This window comes from Candidatus Hydrogenedentota bacterium, from assembly GCA_016791475.1.
In the GTDB taxonomy this organism is placed as follows: Bacteria; Hydrogenedentota; Hydrogenedentia; order Hydrogenedentales; family JAEUWI01; genus JAEUWI01.
In genome coordinates this window covers 198,332-213,670 of record JAEUWI010000001.1, presented here as the reverse complement: position 1 = coordinate 213,670, position 15,339 = coordinate 198,332, and the positions used below count along the sequence as shown (strand labels likewise).

12 protein-coding genes are annotated in these 15,339 nt (G+C 61.8%); 5 read left to right on the top strand and 7 right to left on the bottom strand.

The window, feature by feature from the left end:
- Positions 1-259: 259 nt before the first annotated feature.
- The 5 genes from JNK74_00835 (at position 260) to ispH (ending at position 6,143) form a co-directional block, all read left to right on the top strand.
- Positions 260-2,002, top strand: coding sequence for a tetratricopeptide repeat protein (locus tag JNK74_00835; GenBank protein MBL7644710.1), 1,743 nt, complete (start codon positions 260-262; stop codon positions 2,000-2,002).
- Positions 2,003-2,057: 55 nt separating this feature from the next.
- Positions 2,058-3,494, top strand: coding sequence for a hypothetical protein (locus tag JNK74_00830; GenBank protein MBL7644709.1), 1,437 nt, complete (start codon positions 2,058-2,060; stop codon positions 3,492-3,494).
- Between the two features lie 15 nt (positions 3,495-3,509).
- Entirely contained in the window at positions 3,510-3,647 is a 138-nt protein-coding gene (locus tag JNK74_00825) for a hypothetical protein (GenBank protein ID MBL7644708.1), read from the top strand.
- Positions 3,648-4,065: 418 nt separating this feature from the next.
- Complete coding sequence (fbaA, locus tag JNK74_00820) at positions 4,066-5,094, top strand: class II fructose-bisphosphate aldolase (GenBank protein MBL7644707.1); 1,029 nt, start codon at positions 4,066-4,068, stop codon at positions 5,092-5,094.
- Between the two features lie 128 nt (positions 5,095-5,222).
- Entirely contained in the window at positions 5,223-6,143 is a 921-nt protein-coding gene (ispH, locus tag JNK74_00815; protein ID MBL7644706.1) for a 4-hydroxy-3-methylbut-2-enyl diphosphate reductase, read from the top strand.
- A gap of 293 nt (positions 6,144-6,436) precedes the next feature.
- Here the strand turns inward: ispH and asnB are convergent, their stop codons facing one another.
- The 7 genes from asnB to JNK74_00780 all read right to left on the bottom strand — a co-directional run bounded on the left by asnB (position 6,437) and on the right by JNK74_00780 (position 15,338).
- Entirely contained in the window at positions 6,437-8,323 is a 1,887-nt protein-coding gene (gene asnB, locus JNK74_00810; GenBank protein MBL7644705.1) for an asparagine synthase (glutamine-hydrolyzing), read from the bottom strand.
- Positions 8,324-8,393: 70 nt separating this feature from the next.
- Positions 8,394-9,308, bottom strand: coding sequence for a glycosyltransferase family 2 protein (locus JNK74_00805; GenBank protein MBL7644704.1), 915 nt, complete (start codon positions 9,306-9,308; stop codon positions 8,394-8,396).
- An 84-nt stretch (positions 9,309-9,392) separates the two neighbouring features.
- The gene (locus JNK74_00800) at positions 9,393-10,235 is read right to left on the bottom strand and encodes a hypothetical protein (GenBank protein MBL7644703.1); all 843 of its coding nucleotides are present in this window, start codon (positions 10,233-10,235) and stop codon (positions 9,393-9,395) included.
- Positions 10,235-12,058 carry a BatD family protein gene (locus JNK74_00795; GenBank protein MBL7644702.1) on the bottom strand — a complete coding sequence of 608 codons (1,824 nt, stop codon included), beginning with the start codon at positions 12,056-12,058 and terminating at the stop codon, positions 10,235-10,237. The genes JNK74_00800 and JNK74_00795 overlap by 1 nt, the downstream gene beginning before the upstream one ends.
- Positions 12,059-12,061: 3 nt before the next feature.
- Positions 12,062-13,273 (bottom strand): tetratricopeptide repeat protein, encoded by a 1,212-nt coding sequence (locus JNK74_00790; GenBank protein MBL7644701.1) that lies wholly within the window; start codon positions 13,271-13,273, stop codon positions 12,062-12,064.
- A complete protein-coding gene (locus tag JNK74_00785) occupies positions 13,270-14,283 on the bottom strand; it encodes a VWA domain-containing protein (protein ID MBL7644700.1) in 1,014 nt (337 codons plus the stop codon). Before JNK74_00785 ends, JNK74_00790 begins: the two co-directional genes overlap by 4 nt.
- A complete protein-coding gene (locus JNK74_00780; protein MBL7644699.1) occupies positions 14,280-15,338 on the bottom strand; it encodes a VWA domain-containing protein in 1,059 nt (352 codons plus the stop codon). Before JNK74_00780 ends, JNK74_00785 begins: the two co-directional genes overlap by 4 nt.
- Position 15,339: the final 1 nt, after the last annotated feature.

Below are 15,339 nucleotides of genomic sequence, written 5' to 3'. Positions count from 1 at the left end.
CCACCTGATGAACGTGGAGTTGGCCCGGCGTGTCGGAAACTGCCTATCTGGTGATTATGGTAAGCATCATCACCGTGGTTGCGCTGGTGAGCGTGCCGGGACTTTTCCGGAAGCGGTGCCCCGAGTGCCGCGCCTGGAGTCCATTGGAAGCAAGAAACTGTAGCAAGTGTCCCCATGTTTTTCCCGAGGACGGTCCCTGAAGCGGGAACTTCTGTCGTTAGTAAGGGGAGAGAAACGGGAAACCGATTGGAGAAGTGCTGTGGGTGCGAAGATAAACTGTTCAATTTGCGGAAAACTCACCGACGCCAGCCTGGACAATTGTCCTCACTGTGGATCTCCGGTGACGGTGGGTCGCCCTCCCGCGCCCCCCACGCCGATAGTGGGGGGAGGCCGAACGGATCATTGTCCGTCTTGCGGCGCCGTTGTTCAGGATGGAGACATTGTTTGCGTGCGCTGCGGCGTGAGCCTCCTTACGGGACACAAAGTCATCAACGATAAAGCCGAATCCTCCCCGGGCGCGGTGCGCCGCCAGATACCGCTGGGGCTTGTGGCGGGGGTGCTGGTGTTGCTCGCGGCGGCGGGTGGTGTGGCGGCTTTCTTTCTGATGCGCGATCCGGTCAGCCAGGCGCGCAAGATGGCCCGCGCGGGCGACAAGCTGGGCGCCGTGAGCGTGTTGAAGAAGTATGCCGATTCCGCACCGAACGACGGGGATGCGTTCGCCACCCTTGGCAAGCTCTACCTTGACACCCAGCAGTACCCGGATGCCGCCTCGGCGCTGGAGACGGCGGTGCGCCTTGTCCCGGAAGACGAAGATCTGGCCTTCCTCGCGGTGATCGCGGCGGGCAAGCTTGAAGGTCAAGGCGGGATGCAACGCCAGATCGCGGCCCTTGAGGCGCTTGTGCAGCACCACCCGGACAATGCCCAGGCCGTGAAGATGCTTGCCCTGGCACAGGGGGCCTCGGGCAATCTGGAGCCCAGTAAGGGCACACTCGGAAAGCTGGCGGCCATCGGCCAGTCTCCGGCGGAAGTGGCCAAGTATCAAGGTATCGTCGATGCGCTCGGCGGCGATCTGCCATCGGCCCGCAGCACCCTCGCGGGTGCGGGTGACGGTGACCCCGACGTGCGGGCGGCACTGGGCTATGTATCCAGTCTGGAAGGCGACGCGTTCGCCGCGGCGGATGCCCTGAGCGCGGTGGTCACCGGAGGGCAGGATGCGGACCCTGAAGCGAAGACGCGTCTCGGGCTGCTCTATATGGCCCAGGGACAGTTTGCCCAGGCCCTGCCCCTCCTTCGCCCGGCGACCGGCGGGGGCCCCTCGGACAGTGCGCGCTTCTTCTATGCGCTCTGCCTCCAGACCTCCGGAATGGCCGACGAAGCCTTGCAGGATTTTGAGAAGCTCGTTGCCGGCGGCGGAAAGTTTGCGGAGGACGCCGCCGTGCAGATGGCGATGGTGTACCTGCAACGCGGCCAGATCGATCAGGCCGCCGAGGCGACGCGCAAGGCGCGAAAATTCGGCAGTTCGGCTCGGCTCCACACACTGGAGGGCAGTATCGCCGCGCTCCAGGGCGCGGAATCGGATGCCCAGGATCAATTCCGCACCGCCATCCAGGCCGACGCGGAGTATCCCGCCGCGCACCTGGAGCAGGGGCTCATGTATGTGCGGCGTGGTGTTCTGGACGAGGGCATTCGGGAGTTGGAGCTCTACATGACCCTGGCCGACCCGGCCATACCGGGCGGTAGAATCAACGAAGTCGACCTGCTCATCAAGCAGTTGAAGCAAACGGAAGGCGGAATGGCGCCCGAGGCCCCGGCGGCGGCATCCGCCGCGCGGCGCGCGTTACCCGAGGCGGCGCCCGCAGTCGAGCCCGCGGTCGAGTCCGCGCCCGCCCCGAAGTCCGAGGCCGAGGCCGCAACCGAATCCGACACGCCGCTGGTGGAGACGCCCGTGGTGGTTGAGACGCCCGTGGCGGTGGAGACTCCGGCGGTCGCCCCGACCTCCTGAGTCAGCCAGGCACTTCACGCACTTCCCGATGATGAGATTTTACGGAGAGCACCCGATGACCAAGATATTGATAGCCCTCGTTTCCGCCACCGCGCTGGCCTTTCCCGCGGGCGCCTGGGGTCCCAAGACGCAGCTCGCCATAAGCACCGCGGCCCTGCACCTCATCTCCAAGGAGGGCAACCAGCCGCTGAGCAAGATGAGCGATTCCGTGCGCCGCGGCGCAATGGAATCTCAGGCCACGGTGACGGCCATGTACCCCGATATGCAATCCGGCCCGATCCAGGCCATCGAGACCGAGATGGTGCTGCTGAAGTCCATGCGCGGCGAGAAACTGGACAACTACTTCGCCTATCGCATGGGGCTGCTGGGGAAGCTCGTGGCGCAGGTAACGGCGCCCATGCTGGAAGCAAACCCGACGTATCGCAATCTCTATTACACGGACGTGGAGCGCGCGATCGAGAATACGACGGTGACCAACCTGCCCAAACAGACGGTGGACTCCGGGGATTACTTTTCGCGCCGCATGGCCGAGGCCAATGCCAACAACGAAGTAATCGAGAAGGAATATGAGGCGGGTATCGGCATCGGCGGGATCGCCAAGTCCCTGCTGGCCGATGACACCAGCCGCTCGGCCCGGGCCGTGGCCGACGTGTGGGGAACCATACTCACCGGGGCCGAAGTCGCCGGGAATGTGTCGCCGGAACGCATGCGGGAGTACTGCCTGTACGGGATGAAGTTCTACATCGACCGCAAGAATACGCAGGCGATGGAAGCGGCTGAAATCCGCTACGAACAACTGGTCGCGCCGGACGCGAACTACCTCGTGGCGTTGGGCGATTCCTATTTCGGGGCCGGATTCAACGAGCAGGCGATCATCAAGTATAAGGCGGCCCTGAGTCTCGCCCCCGACCGCCGCGATGTGGCGGGGAAGATTTCGGACTACTACGTGGCCAAGGGCAACCAGGATCTGGAGAACGGCCAGCTTGAGTCGGCACAAGACTCCTTCGCCGCCGCCCTGGCGTCGAATCCGCTGCATGAGAGCGCCGAGGGGAGCCGCCTAGAGGTGACCCGTATGATCGAGGATCGCGACGCGCGCCTGGCCGCGAATCAAACGCTGCTTGATCGGGCCGCGGAACTGGAGCGGCTGGCCGATGACGAAGCGCTGCGCAATCGCGCCGCCGAAGCGATCGATCTGCTTCGGGAAGCGGAAGGCAACTACATGGAAGTGACCGACGAATTCCCCCTCGAGTATTCATTGCGCGAGCGGGGTCTCGCTGCGGTTCAGACACGAATTCAGGAGCTCAAGAAGCAGATTATCGTGAACGCCGCGGATTTCAGCGGCACAGGCTATGTTCAGGACGTTCCCCGTCTGGTCCAGGCCCACGGCACCGGGCTGGACGAGGCGGGTCTGAAGGCGCTGCTCCGGCGCGCGTATGACGCTGAGTTTGATGCGGTGGCGAAGCGACTGGAAGAATCCGCCCAGGTGAAGTAAGGCCGGGTGGGACTTATGGGACTTATGGGACTTATGGGTCGTATGGGTCGTATGGGTCGTATGGGTCGTATGGGTCGTATGGTTCGTATGGGTCGTATGGGTCGTATGGGTCGTATGGGTCGTATGGGTCGTACGGGACTTGCTCGCCCTTAGGAACCAATTCTTCCCCCTTCGTCCTACAGCCTACAGCCTACAGCCTACAGCCTACAGTCTACAGTCTACAGTCTACAGCCTACAGTCTACAGCCTTCCGCCCCATACTTTTGCAATCCTTCGAGCCCCTATAGTATGCTTTCCGTGGTTTTCGTACGGGTCCTGCCCGCGTGGAGACCGCCCCGAATTCTGGAACCGTCGGCGGCTGGGAGGCTCGCCGGATGGGGCCGCACCGCACACTGTCGGCTGCGGGGTTCCACCGAAGCATTTATCCCTGCCACCCCGCTGTCGCGCCGAAAACCTCCCCAACTGGCCCAGGCCAGCCACCGGACAGAGCGGCCTGAAATGGGGCCCGGCAACCGAAATACTCGTGCCCAGTTGTTCAGAATCCGTATCAAGCAGCCCAAGGAGATGGAACCATGCCAGTCGTAGACTTCAAGAAATATTGTGCGATGCTGGAGAAGGCTCAGAAAGAGAAGTACGCCTATCCCGCTGTAAATATCACCACCACCGACACGGTGAACGCCGCCATTGAAGGCTTTGCCGCGTCCAAGAGCGACGGCATCATCCAGGTGTCCACCGGCGGCGGCGAGCATGCCTCCGGCAACCTGAAGGACATGGTGCTCGGCGCCATCTCTCTGGCCGAACACACCCACCGTGTCGCCGCAAAGTACGACATCAATATCGCCCTGCACACCGACCACTGCCAGCCCGGCAAGGTGGACAGCTTCCTGAAGCCCCTGATTGCCGAGACCGCCCGTCGCCGCGCCGCGGGCCTGCCGAACCTGTTCAACAGCCACATGCTCGACGCCAGCGAACTGCCGCTGAAGGAGAACATGGCGCTCTCCGTGGATATTCTGAAGCTCTGCAAAGAGAACGAGATCATCCTGGAAGTGGAAGCCGGTGTGGTCGGCGGTGAAGAAGACGGCGTAAACCACGAAGGCGCCCCGGCCGAAAAACTGTACACGACGCCGGCCGACATGGTCGCGGTGTACGAAGCCCTGAGCACGGTGGAAGGCGCAAAGTACATGTTCGCCGCGACCTTCGGCAACGTGCACGGCGTGTACAAGCCCGGCAACGTGAAGCTGACCCCGATCATCCTGAAGAACGGCCAGGATGCGGTTGTCGCAAAGTATGGCGAAGACGCGCGCTTCTGGTTGGTGTTCCACGGCGGTTCCGGCTCCAGCGTGGATGAGATCCGCGAAACCCTGGACTATGGCGTGATCAAGATGAACATCGACACGGACACGCAGTACGCCTTCACGCGCCCCGTGGTGGAGCACATGTTCCACAACTACGACCAGGTGCTCAAGGTCGAGGGCGAAGTGGGCAACAAGAAGATGTACGACCCGCGCGCGTGGCTGAAGAAGGCCCGCGCCAACATGGCCGCCCGCATCTCCCAGGCCTGCGACGACCTTCGCAGCACCGGAAAGACCATGGGCGTCTGATTCTCGCCCCGAAGCATCCTTTCGCGCGTTCGTAGTATAATAAGTAGACGCGCGAGTCTATCGAAGCATTTCGCGCGACCGCCTGATACAGGCGGTCGCGTTTCATTTCCTTCAGGAGTTTGATCACTATGGAAATCATCGTCGCCAAGCCCCGCGGCTTCTGCGCGGGCGTCGAGCGGGCCATCAAATGCGTGGAGCAGGCGCTGGAACGCTACGGCGCGCCGGTGTACGTGCTCAACAACATCGTGCACAACGCCCACGTCGTGAACGAGCTCAAGGAGCAAGGCGCCGTGTTTGTGAAGGACATGGACGAAGTGCCCGAAGGCGCGCACCTCCTTTTCAGCGCCCATGGGGTCAGCCCCGAGCGCTGGGAGCACGCCAGGCGCCTCAATCTGGAAGTGATCGACGCCACCTGCCCTCTGGTGGAAAAGGTGCACTTCGAAGCGCGCCGCTTCGCGAAGAAAGGCTACACGATTATCCTCATCGGCGAAGAGGGTCACGACGAAACCATCGGCACCATGGGCCAGGCCCCGGAGCACATCATCCTCGTGACCACGAAGGAGGATGTGGATCAACTGGAGGTCGAGGACCCGGACAACCTTTCCTACATTACCCAGACAACCCTCAGTGTGAACGATTGCCAGATTATCATCGACGCGTTGAAGAAGAAGTTTCCCAATATCATGCAGCCGCCCAAGGAAGATATCTGCTATGCCACGACGAACCGGCAGGCGGCCGTAAACGCCCTCACGCCCGATGTGGACCTGGTGTTGGTCGTGGGTGACCAGGAAAGCGCCAATTCCGCGCGCCTCGCGGAGATCGCCCGAGACAAGGGCAAGCCGGCCCACCTGATTCTGGACGCCACCCGGATAGATGAAGCCTGGCTCAACGGCGTGGAGCGCGTGCTGCTCACCTCGGGCGCGTCCGTGCACGACAAGCACGTGCAGGGCGTCATACGCTATCTGCAGGATCGCGAACCCTGCACGGTGGAGGAGCGGGAACTCGTTGAAGAGAATGTGTTTTTCCGACTGCCGGCCGCGATTGCGTAGGGACTGACGCACCCACCGTGTATTGGCCGTAACGTCTTGCCCTTCGGCCCAAGACCAACGGCGACAAAGTGGAGTGTTGTCTCTGGGTGTGGCTGTCCCGTCGTGCGGGAAGTGGATTGGACGTCTCTATGGACAAGTCAACAGGCAACATGTAGTCTGGTCGATGTGGGACTGTAGACCGGTGTTATCTCCGCGAGCGACGGGACAGCCACACCCGGCGGCATCACGGACTCGCAATCGGAGCGATTGACGGGTTGTGTATCACGAAGATCTTCACCGATATCGCGGGTGCGTCAGTCCCTGCGCGCCCACAGCGCAAACATCAGCAGGGTAAAAATGAGATAGCCGTGATCGCGCTTGCCCTTGTTGTGGGCGTCGAGTAAGCCTGCCACCGTGTCGCTGTTATACATCCCCATGCCCGCGTCTTTGGCCCGCAACGTATCCTGTACCAGCTCCCGCCAGGGCCCCGCGATCCAGTGGGAGACGGGAGCGTTGAAGCCCGCTTTTTTTCGGGCAAGAACGGCCCTGGGCACTTGGCCCCGGGCCGCATCGCGCAGAATCTTTTTGCCACGAAGCCCCGACAGCTTCAGGTGCGGCGGCAACCCGGCGCAGAACTCCACCAGGCGATGATCGAGGAAGGGGCTGCGCACTTCCAGCCCGTGGGCCATGCTGGCGCGATCAACTTTTACGAGGATATCGTCGGCCAGCCAGGTCTTGTAGTCCACGTAGAGCATACGATCCAGCGGGTTCAGCTTCGGCACTTCGTCCCAGGCGCGCTGGAAAGGCGCAAAGGGATTGAAGGTTTCTTCCCAGGCATCGGCGGCTATCAATGCCTTCAGGGCATCGCGGCGCAACAGCATGCGCCACCAGGCGTGGGCGTCACAGGGGTTCAAACGGGCACCCGACAGAAACTGCTTCAGCTTGTAGGTCGCCCCCACCTTGCGCCGGTTATCGGGCAAGAGGTCTGCGGCGAGCGAAGCGGACGCCAGCAGTGGGCCGGGCACAATCGACGCCAGTCGCCGCAGGCGATCCGCCGCGTGGGTCGTGTAGCCTGCAAGCAGTTCATCACCGCCATCGCCCGACAGGGCCACGGTCAGGTGCTTGCGCGCTTCGCGGCATAGCACCCACGTGGGGAGGATAGACGTGTCCGCGAATGGTTCGTCAATGTGGCGCGTAACTTCGAGCAGCAGATCCGGGCTTTCGCATTGCACTATTGCTTCGGTATGTTCGGTTCCAAGCTCCTTTGCCACGAGGGAGGCCCAGGGCAATTCGCTGTAACTTTCCTCCTGAAAGCCAATGCTGAAGGTCTTCAGCCAGGCTTGTTGCGCTCGAATACGCGCGCAGATCATGCTGGAGTCGAGACCACCGCTGAGAAAGGCTCCGAGAGGCACATCGCTCAAGAGGCGCTCAGAAACGCTCTTATCCAACATTCCCGAAAAAGTCTCGACTTGCGCCGCGTCCGGGCTCATCTGCTCCCGTTGGCGATCCGTCCACACCCGAGCGAGGTTCCAGTAGGTGTACTCCACGATACGCTCGCCGGGTCTCCAGCATAACCACGTTCCCGGATTCAGTCGCTTCACACCGCGGTGGGTGGCCTCCTCACCCATGACGTAGCCGGTGGAGAAGTATTGAAGCGCCGCGCGTCGATTCAAGACTGAAGGAAGTCCCGGAATCTCTCGAAACGCCCTCATTTCCGACGCGAAGTAAAGTACCCCGCGCCCGTCGGTCGTCCAGTAGAGTGGTTTGACGCCCAGGCGGTCACGCACCAGGTAGAGGCTGCGGTGGTGTTCATCCCACAGGGCGAAGGCGAACATCCCCGCGAGTCGTTCCATCAGTTTTTCCATCCCCCACGCTTCATAGCCATGAAGCAGCACTTCGGTGTCCGAACGGGACTTGAAGTGGGCTCCGCCGGCGATGAGTTCATCGCGAAGATCCGGATAATTGTATATCTCGCCGTTGAAGATCACATGGAGGCCACGTTGCGGGAGCTGCATGGGCTGACGCCCGCCCTCCAGATCGATGACCGAAAGGCGCCGGTGGCCCAGCGATACGCCACTCGCGCTGCAATATCCATCGTCGTCTGGCCCTCGATGGGCAAGCGCCGTGGTCATGGCTTCCAGCACGCCGGGCGGCGGTGTTCGCTGGGGATCGGGATAGGCAATGCCGCAGATACCACACATGGTTCAGACGCCGGTCTGCAAACGAAGCTTTCGGCCCATACGGATGGGATCGATGCCGCCTGTTCTCCGCTCAGCCATCGGGCGTTGATGCCTTGTAGCCCCGCTCCGGTATACGAATTTCGGAGAGGTTGCACTGAAAGCGCACCGCGAGAAATCCGAGGGCCATGACGATATTGGCGCAATAGAAGCCCAGCGAGAACAGGAGCAGTGCTGGAAACCGCCCCGGGACGAGCAGGGCCGCGATCAGTGTGCCGACTGTGAAACCAGCGACCGCCATCACCTGCGCGAGAAAGAGCTTGATCGGATTGAACAACACAATCGTCATGACAATGATCTGCAGGGCCCGAAGCGTGTCGCGCCGGTAACGCACGTGGCTCTTTCCGTTGCGCGCAAAGTATTCGATGGGCCGATACGCCACGTGATGCCCCGTCTGAAAGGCAATAATGGTAATACTTGTGGTGAAGGAAAATCCCCCCGACAGGGCGGGGGCGCACTGGGCGATCAAGTCGCGCCGAATGATTCGCAGGCCACTGTTCACGTCGGGAATGGGCTGACCCACGACAAATTCGGTGAAGCATTTGAAGAGCACCCTGGCCCACCGCTTCACGACACCCGCCGCGAAGTGCGCGCCCTGCCGTGCGCCGACGAGCATATCGAGATCCCGTGCGACCGCCTCATCGAGCATCGGCGCCATCTCATCGACGGGATAGGTGCCGTCGGCGTCGGTAATGCCAATCCAGGGATGGGTCGCGTTGCGAACACCCGTAAGCAGCGCGTTGCCATAACCTTTGTTGGTGGGGTGAACAATAACCCGCGCCGAAGTCCGGCGCGCCCGCTCCCCGGTGTCGTCCGTGGAACCGTCGTCCACCACGATGATTTCGAAGTCATGCCCTGTGTCCTTGAAGGCCACATTCAGCTTCGAAACCGTGTCTTCGATCGATCCGGCCTCATTGAAGACCGGAATAACGATGGTGATGGCGGCCATGGCGTTCCCGCGATTACGGTTGGCGACTGAGAATGTACAGGTATCTCCGCGGTTATTATAGTGATACCGCGCATTAAATCAACCTCAATTGTCAACGGCCACCAGGGCCACGTCCCGCTTGTCCAGCCAGCACGTCCGTTCGTCGGGGAGGGTCACCTGGACCCAGTCGCCCCGATCTTCGAGCACGGAAAATTCGGTGCCCGCGTGGAGGGGTTCGCCAAAACTGGGCTGATAGGTCTCGCCGTCTCCCTTTCGCGCGACACTCTCCTTCGCCACGACGACACCCGCCGGATGGGCGCGGTGGCCCCGGGCCTCGACCGTCAGAGAGATGAACAGGAGCCCCGCGAGGAGTCCCGTGAGCACAAGCGCGCCATTGAGCACGCCGCGCTTCCAGAAGAGTCGGGCCGCCGCCAGCCCCCAGAAGGCGAGAAAGGCGCCCGTAAAAACGCGCAGGCGTATGCCCGATGGTATATCGTAGTGCCAGAAGAAGAGCGTGTTCAGAACTTTGCGCTTTTCCGTCGGCTTGAAGGAATCCATGCGCTGCTGGCGCACGTAGGCCAGATTCTGCTGGAGGTTTATGTTGTTCGGCATGTATTGCTCCGCGCGGAGATAGTTGAGGATGGCGCGCCCGATATCCCCCCGCTGGAACCATACGTTTCCCAGATTGTAGTAGAGCTTGCCGTTTTCAACGCCGCCCTCGCGAATAATCTGCTCCAACCGCAGCGTGGCCTTCTCATACTCCGCCTGGGCCGCCGCGGGATCCGTGGCAACGAGTCCGTTGCCCGCTTCGAAGGCCTTGGTGGCCTCGGTGAATGCGGTCTCAATTTCGGCCCGCCCCATGGAGGCCGCACCAGCCGGAGGGGCGGCGAGCAACACGGCCGCGATACAGAGCAGGGCCAAATGCAGCAAAGACATCATCGCGCGCATCAGCCGATCTCCTTTTCCAGCGCGTCCGCGCATTCCAGCATGCGTCGGGTGACTTCGGCGAGGGGGCTTCCACCCGCACCCGCATAGTGGTGCGCTTCGCATTCTTCGAAGACCTTCCGCAGCGCGCCCAGCGTGGCATCGCTTGCGCCCTGAGCCCGGAGGGGGCGCTCTACATCGCTGAATATCAGGGCACTGGCCCGGGCATCCAGTTTGGCGGCGAGATAGGCGCGGAGCGCCTGAAGGGCCTTGCCGTGATTCTGCTCCGTGTCCGCCAGCGCCAGAGTGAGCTGGGCGCGGGCCAGTTTTCGGGCCCGGGCCTTCGGGCGCAGCCCGCCCAGCCGGCGTACCATCAGGGTGCCGGCGAGGGCCCCCCACGCCACAGGCGGCAGCAAGAGGAGCAGCCAACTCGAAGCGGAGCGCATCCACACATCCGGCCCGAAACGCTGGGGATTGAGCGCGTCCGCCTCGGTGAAATTGTGGGCGATGCCTTCGTTCACGGCCACATGCTCGATAGTCTCTTCCCGCGGGCGGAAGCCCTCCGCATCGGAAGCGGTCACCACCTGGGTTGCCCGCACCTTAAGGGGGATGGGGTTCGACCGGGCCATTTCATAGCGGCCGCTCACCGTGTCGAAATAGGCCAGCTCGATGGGGGGCACCTCCGTCACTTCGGGTGACTGGGCGCGGATGGTCTGAGTAAAGATCTTCCGATTTTCCTCGGCGCGACCGGGGGCCATTTCGTCCGGGATGCGGAATTTTTCCGCGAGCGCGGGCTGTTGCTGGAGCGAGGGCAATTCAAAGTGGCGTAGGTAGGTGGGGCCCTGCAGCATGATCGTGAGTGTAATCGGATCGCCCACGTTGACTTCGGTCGGTGTCGCGGTCGTGGCGATCGAGAATTCTCCGATCAGTCCCGAGAAGTTTGCGGGTTTTCCCTCTTCAGGCACGGCCTTCACCGAAAGTGTCAACGGATCGGCCTGGACCACCACACTCTTGGTCTGATCGCGCGACCCGAATTCAAATGGTGAACGGCTTCGGCGCTGATCTTCCACCACCGCCTGCGCCGCGGCGGTTGATTGGGGTACTTCGATCTCGCCGGCGGCTTTCGGCACCAGTACATGCACGAAAGTCAGGGTGACAAAGCTTGTACCATTGGAGCGGGCCTCGCCCTTTTCCGCCACGACTTCCTGATTGTCGATCATGATGCCGACGTATTCGCGATCCCGGCGTTGCTCGATCTGCATCACTTCCGAATCGAAGTCGGGCGCGTTCAGCACGGGCAGATTAAAGGTTACATCCCGCACGGGATCGCCTATGTAATAGGTCGTGGTCATGGCGATGGGTTCGCCGACGTAGCAGGTCGCCTTGGAGAGTTGCGTGGTCAGTTTGAAGTTCTCGACCGCTTCCGGGGGGCTCGCCACCACGACGAGGGGCTCGGTTGTGAGGGGCCGCCCCTCGGCGGTGACGGTGATCGCCGGTATCTCGATGCGTCCGGTCCGCTTCGCGGTGAGTCGGAAATTAATGAGGTACTGGCGCGACACGACGCGGGTCGTGCGACCGTTGATCCGGGTGATTGACGCGCTCTCGTTGCGGCGGTTTCCGCCAAACTCCACGGTAAAATCATTGGACAGGAAACTGAGATCCGGCGTATCCGCGTTGTCTACGTTGCTGACCTGGAGCTGGAGGACAAAGGGCTCGCCGACGGAAACCGCCTCCTTTTCCACCACCGCGGTGATGGTGGGGGATTCCTGCGCGGAGGTTGCCCAGGCCGTGACCAGCGTCAGGACACACAACGTTACCTGAGCTATAGATGCGTGGCAGAATCTCATGGGTCACCAATCCTTCTCAACGGGCGCAACACCGATCATCCGCCTCAGGTCGCGTTGTTCTTTGTTCCGCTTTTCCTGGTTGAGAATGTCTCTGGCGTTGGCGTCCGGCGGCGGTGTTCCGTCGTCCGGTGTATCCATCTTCCCGGTTTCTTCGGGCTTGTTGTTCTCCCCGGACTTTTCTTCGGGCTTTTCGGGCTGTTCTTGCTGATTCTTGTTCTTGTTGTCCTCGGCGGACGGTTGTTCCTCGGACTGTTGTTCCTCCTTCTCCTCCGCATCGAGGGCCTTGCGGGCCTCTTTCAGTTTCTCCAGCGCCTCTTCCTGGGCCTTGTTCGCCGCTTCGGCGTTCTGGTTCTTCAGATGCTCTTCCGCTTCCTTCTGCTTTTCCGCCGCGTCTTTCGCGCTGGATTTCGATTCCGGTTCGGGCGCCGGATCGCCCGGCGACGTCATCTGCTCGGCCAGGTCTTCGGTCTTATCCCGGGTCTGTTCCTGCTGCTGCTTCATCGCCTCCATCTGCTCCGGCGTCGGCGCGGGTTGCGAGGGGTCCGACTGCTGCGTCCGCTGTTGTTGCGCGGCCTGCTCCGACTGCTGGTTCTGCTGTTGTTGCTCTTCGATGAGCTCGTCCAGCTTCTCCTTCGTCTCCTCCTTCTTCTGCTGTTCCTGCTGCTTCTGTTGTTGTTCTTTTTGTTGCCGCTCTTGTTCCTGTTGCCGCTGTTGCCGGCGGAGTTCCTGAATGGTTCTCTTCACCATTTCAAGATTGTGAGCCGCGGCATCGATCGACTTGTCGCGGGCGAGGGCGTCCTTGTAGTAACCCATGCTCCGGTTCAGCGAGGCCATGGCGGCGTCGGGGTCCTGGGCAACTTTCTCCTGCCCCTCCTTGAATGCGCAATTTCCAAGATTATAGGCGCTCCGCGCCTGCAATTGCGCGTCCTCCGAAAGGACACCGGCCTGCTCGAAGGCTTCCCGCGCTTTGGGGAGGTCCCCCAACTGGTAAAGGGCCGCCCCTCGGTTGAACTGGAGCGCGGGATTGTCCGGTTGCTCTTTCGCAAGTCGATCATAGACGTCCAGGGCTTCCTGATAGTTGCCTGCGCCGTAGAGGGCATTGGCCCTGTCCACTTCGGGATTGGACCCGGCCCAGACGTGCCCCGAAAGCAACAGTGCGCCCACAACCATCATCCGGGTTGCATGGCGCGTCAAGTTTCCAGCCGCGTATATCATGTTGATTGCCGCCTCCGCTCAGTCAACAGGGTCTCCGCACAGAGCAGGAGGAAGCCCGCCGCCAGGAAGATCTGGAACTTCTCGTCGTACAATGTGATTCGGGATTCATCCAGCGCCTTCTTTCGGGCGCTCGCGATGAATTCCTGGTAGATGGCATTGAGGTCAAATGCGCCCGTGGCCACGTTCAGGTATTTTCCGTCGGGCGTCGCGGCCGCAACTTCCCGGAGCGTGGCCGCGTCCAGGCGAGTCCATACTTCTTCGCCCTGATAGGTCAGGAAAGACTTTCGACCATTGGAATCAACGACGGGAATACGCTCGCCCTGATTCTCGTTTCCCAGGCCGATGGCGATGATACGGATACCCGCTTCTCCCGCCTGCTTTGCGGCCTCCATGGGAAAGCTCTCCTGATCGTCCCCGTCGGTAATGAGGATGATATCCCGGAATTCCTTCTCCTGCTCGTCGAATACCTCCGTCAACGCTTTGCGCAGGGCGTCGCCGATGAGGGTTCCACCGCGCGATATTTCGTCGGGTCCGATATCTTCCAGCATCATGCGAAAGAAACCATAGTCCAGTGTGAGCGGGCACTTGACCACGGAGGTGCCGGCGAAGGCGATGAGGCCGACCCGATCGCCGCTGAGGCCTTCCAGACAGTCGCGAATGGCGAGCTTGGCCCGTTCCAGGCGGTTGGGTGCGAGGTCTTCGGCCAGCATGCTGCGGGAAACGTCCACGATGAAGACCACGTCGCGCCCTTCGCGGTTGACGATCTGGGGCTGTGGGTTCCACGCGGGCCGGGCGAGTCCAATCACAATGAAGGCGACGGCGGCGAGGAGCAGGGCGTGTTTCCCCAGCCGCTTACCGGAATGGAGCTGGTTGTTGAGTTGTAGCAGCAGCGGATTGGCCGCGAATTTTTCGAGGGCCGTGCGGCGTCGCCAGGCGCCATAGGCCAGCAGCGAGATCAGGGCGGGCAGCAGCCACAACAGGTGAAGCATTTCCACGTGGTAGAGCTTCATGGGTGCCTCCGCAGCCAGGTATTGCGCAGGACAAGCTCGGCGACCAGCAGAAACAGGGCCGAGAGCGCGAAGGGCAGAAAGCGCTCGTTGTAATCCAGATAGCGAAGCGACTCTACTTCGCTGGTTTCCAGGCGACCTATTTCGTCGTAGACCGCGCGAAGGGACTCCGCCGAGTCCGCGCGCTGGTAGATGCCACCGGTCATGCCGGCGATTTTCTTGAGTGTCTCGTCATTCAAATTACGATCACCGGGCAATATAAAGGCCCCAAAAGGGCTCTGGCCCTGTTCCAGCGCGGGATCGCTGCCGATGCCGATGCAGTAAATCTTGATCCCCCACTCCTTCGCCAGTTTCGCCGCATCTTCCGGGGTCTGGGTGCCGCGATTGTTGATCCCGTCGGTCAGCAGGATGATGATCTTGCTCTTTATCTCGTAGGATTTCCCGAGGCGGGCGTTGACCTTGAGCTGCTCCTCTTCCGCCGTCTTCAACCGCGCGGCGGCCAGGGCCAGTGCGTCGCCGATTGCCGTGCCGTCCTCGCTTTTCACTTCCGGCATTTCCACCTTTTCCACCAGCGAAACGAGGGCGTCGTGTCCCAGGGTGAGGGGTGCGATGGTGTCGGCAAAACCGGCGAATACAACCAGGCCGATCAAGTCGTTCGGTCGGCCGTCGAGTTTGCCGCCGCTGCCGGTTACGAATTCGTTGAACACGCGCTTCACAACTTCGAGGCGGTTCATGATCTGGCCGTCGAAGGCCATCTCCTCACTCATGCTTCGGGAGCGGTCGAGCACCATTTCGATGGCGATGCCCTGCCCCACGTCGCGCACCCGCTCCTGCCCTTTCTGCGGGCGCGCCAGGGCGATGATGAGCAGAAAGAGCGCGAGATATCGGAGGGCGGGCAGCAGCTTCTGACAGCGTACGCGTAGCGATGCGCCGAACCTGGCCGCCGTCTCGGTGCTGGAAAAGCGCAGGGCCGCCTGGCTCCCGCGGTGTCGGCTGTAGTAGTAGAGAGCGGGCAGGGCCAGGAGGAGCAATAAGGCCAGGGGAGACTCGAATCGCACG

Coding starts and splice junctions, on each gene's coding strand:
- JNK74_00830 (MBL7644709.1), top strand. CDS start 2,058: ATGACCAAGATATTGATAGCCCTCGTTTCCGCCACCGCGCTGGCCTTT.
- JNK74_00825 (MBL7644708.1), top strand. CDS start 3,510: ATGGGACTTATGGGACTTATGGGTCGTATGGGTCGTATGGGTCGTATG.
- fbaA (MBL7644707.1), top strand. CDS start 4,066: ATGCCAGTCGTAGACTTCAAGAAATATTGTGCGATGCTGGAGAAGGCT.
- ispH (MBL7644706.1), top strand. CDS start 5,223: ATGGAAATCATCGTCGCCAAGCCCCGCGGCTTCTGCGCGGGCGTCGAG.
- asnB (MBL7644705.1), bottom strand. CDS start 8,323: ATGTGTGGTATCTGCGGCATTGCCTATCCCGATCCCCAGCGAACACCG.
- JNK74_00805 (MBL7644704.1), bottom strand. CDS start 9,308: ATGGCCGCCATCACCATCGTTATTCCGGTCTTCAATGAGGCCGGATCG.
- JNK74_00800 (MBL7644703.1), bottom strand. CDS start 10,235: ATGCGCGCGATGATGTCTTTGCTGCATTTGGCCCTGCTCTGTATCGCG.
- JNK74_00795 (MBL7644702.1), bottom strand. CDS start 12,058: ATGAGATTCTGCCACGCATCTATAGCTCAGGTAACGTTGTGTGTCCTG.
- JNK74_00790 (MBL7644701.1), bottom strand. CDS start 13,273: ATGATATACGCGGCTGGAAACTTGACGCGCCATGCAACCCGGATGATG.
- JNK74_00785 (MBL7644700.1), bottom strand. CDS start 14,283: ATGAAGCTCTACCACGTGGAAATGCTTCACCTGTTGTGGCTGCTGCCC.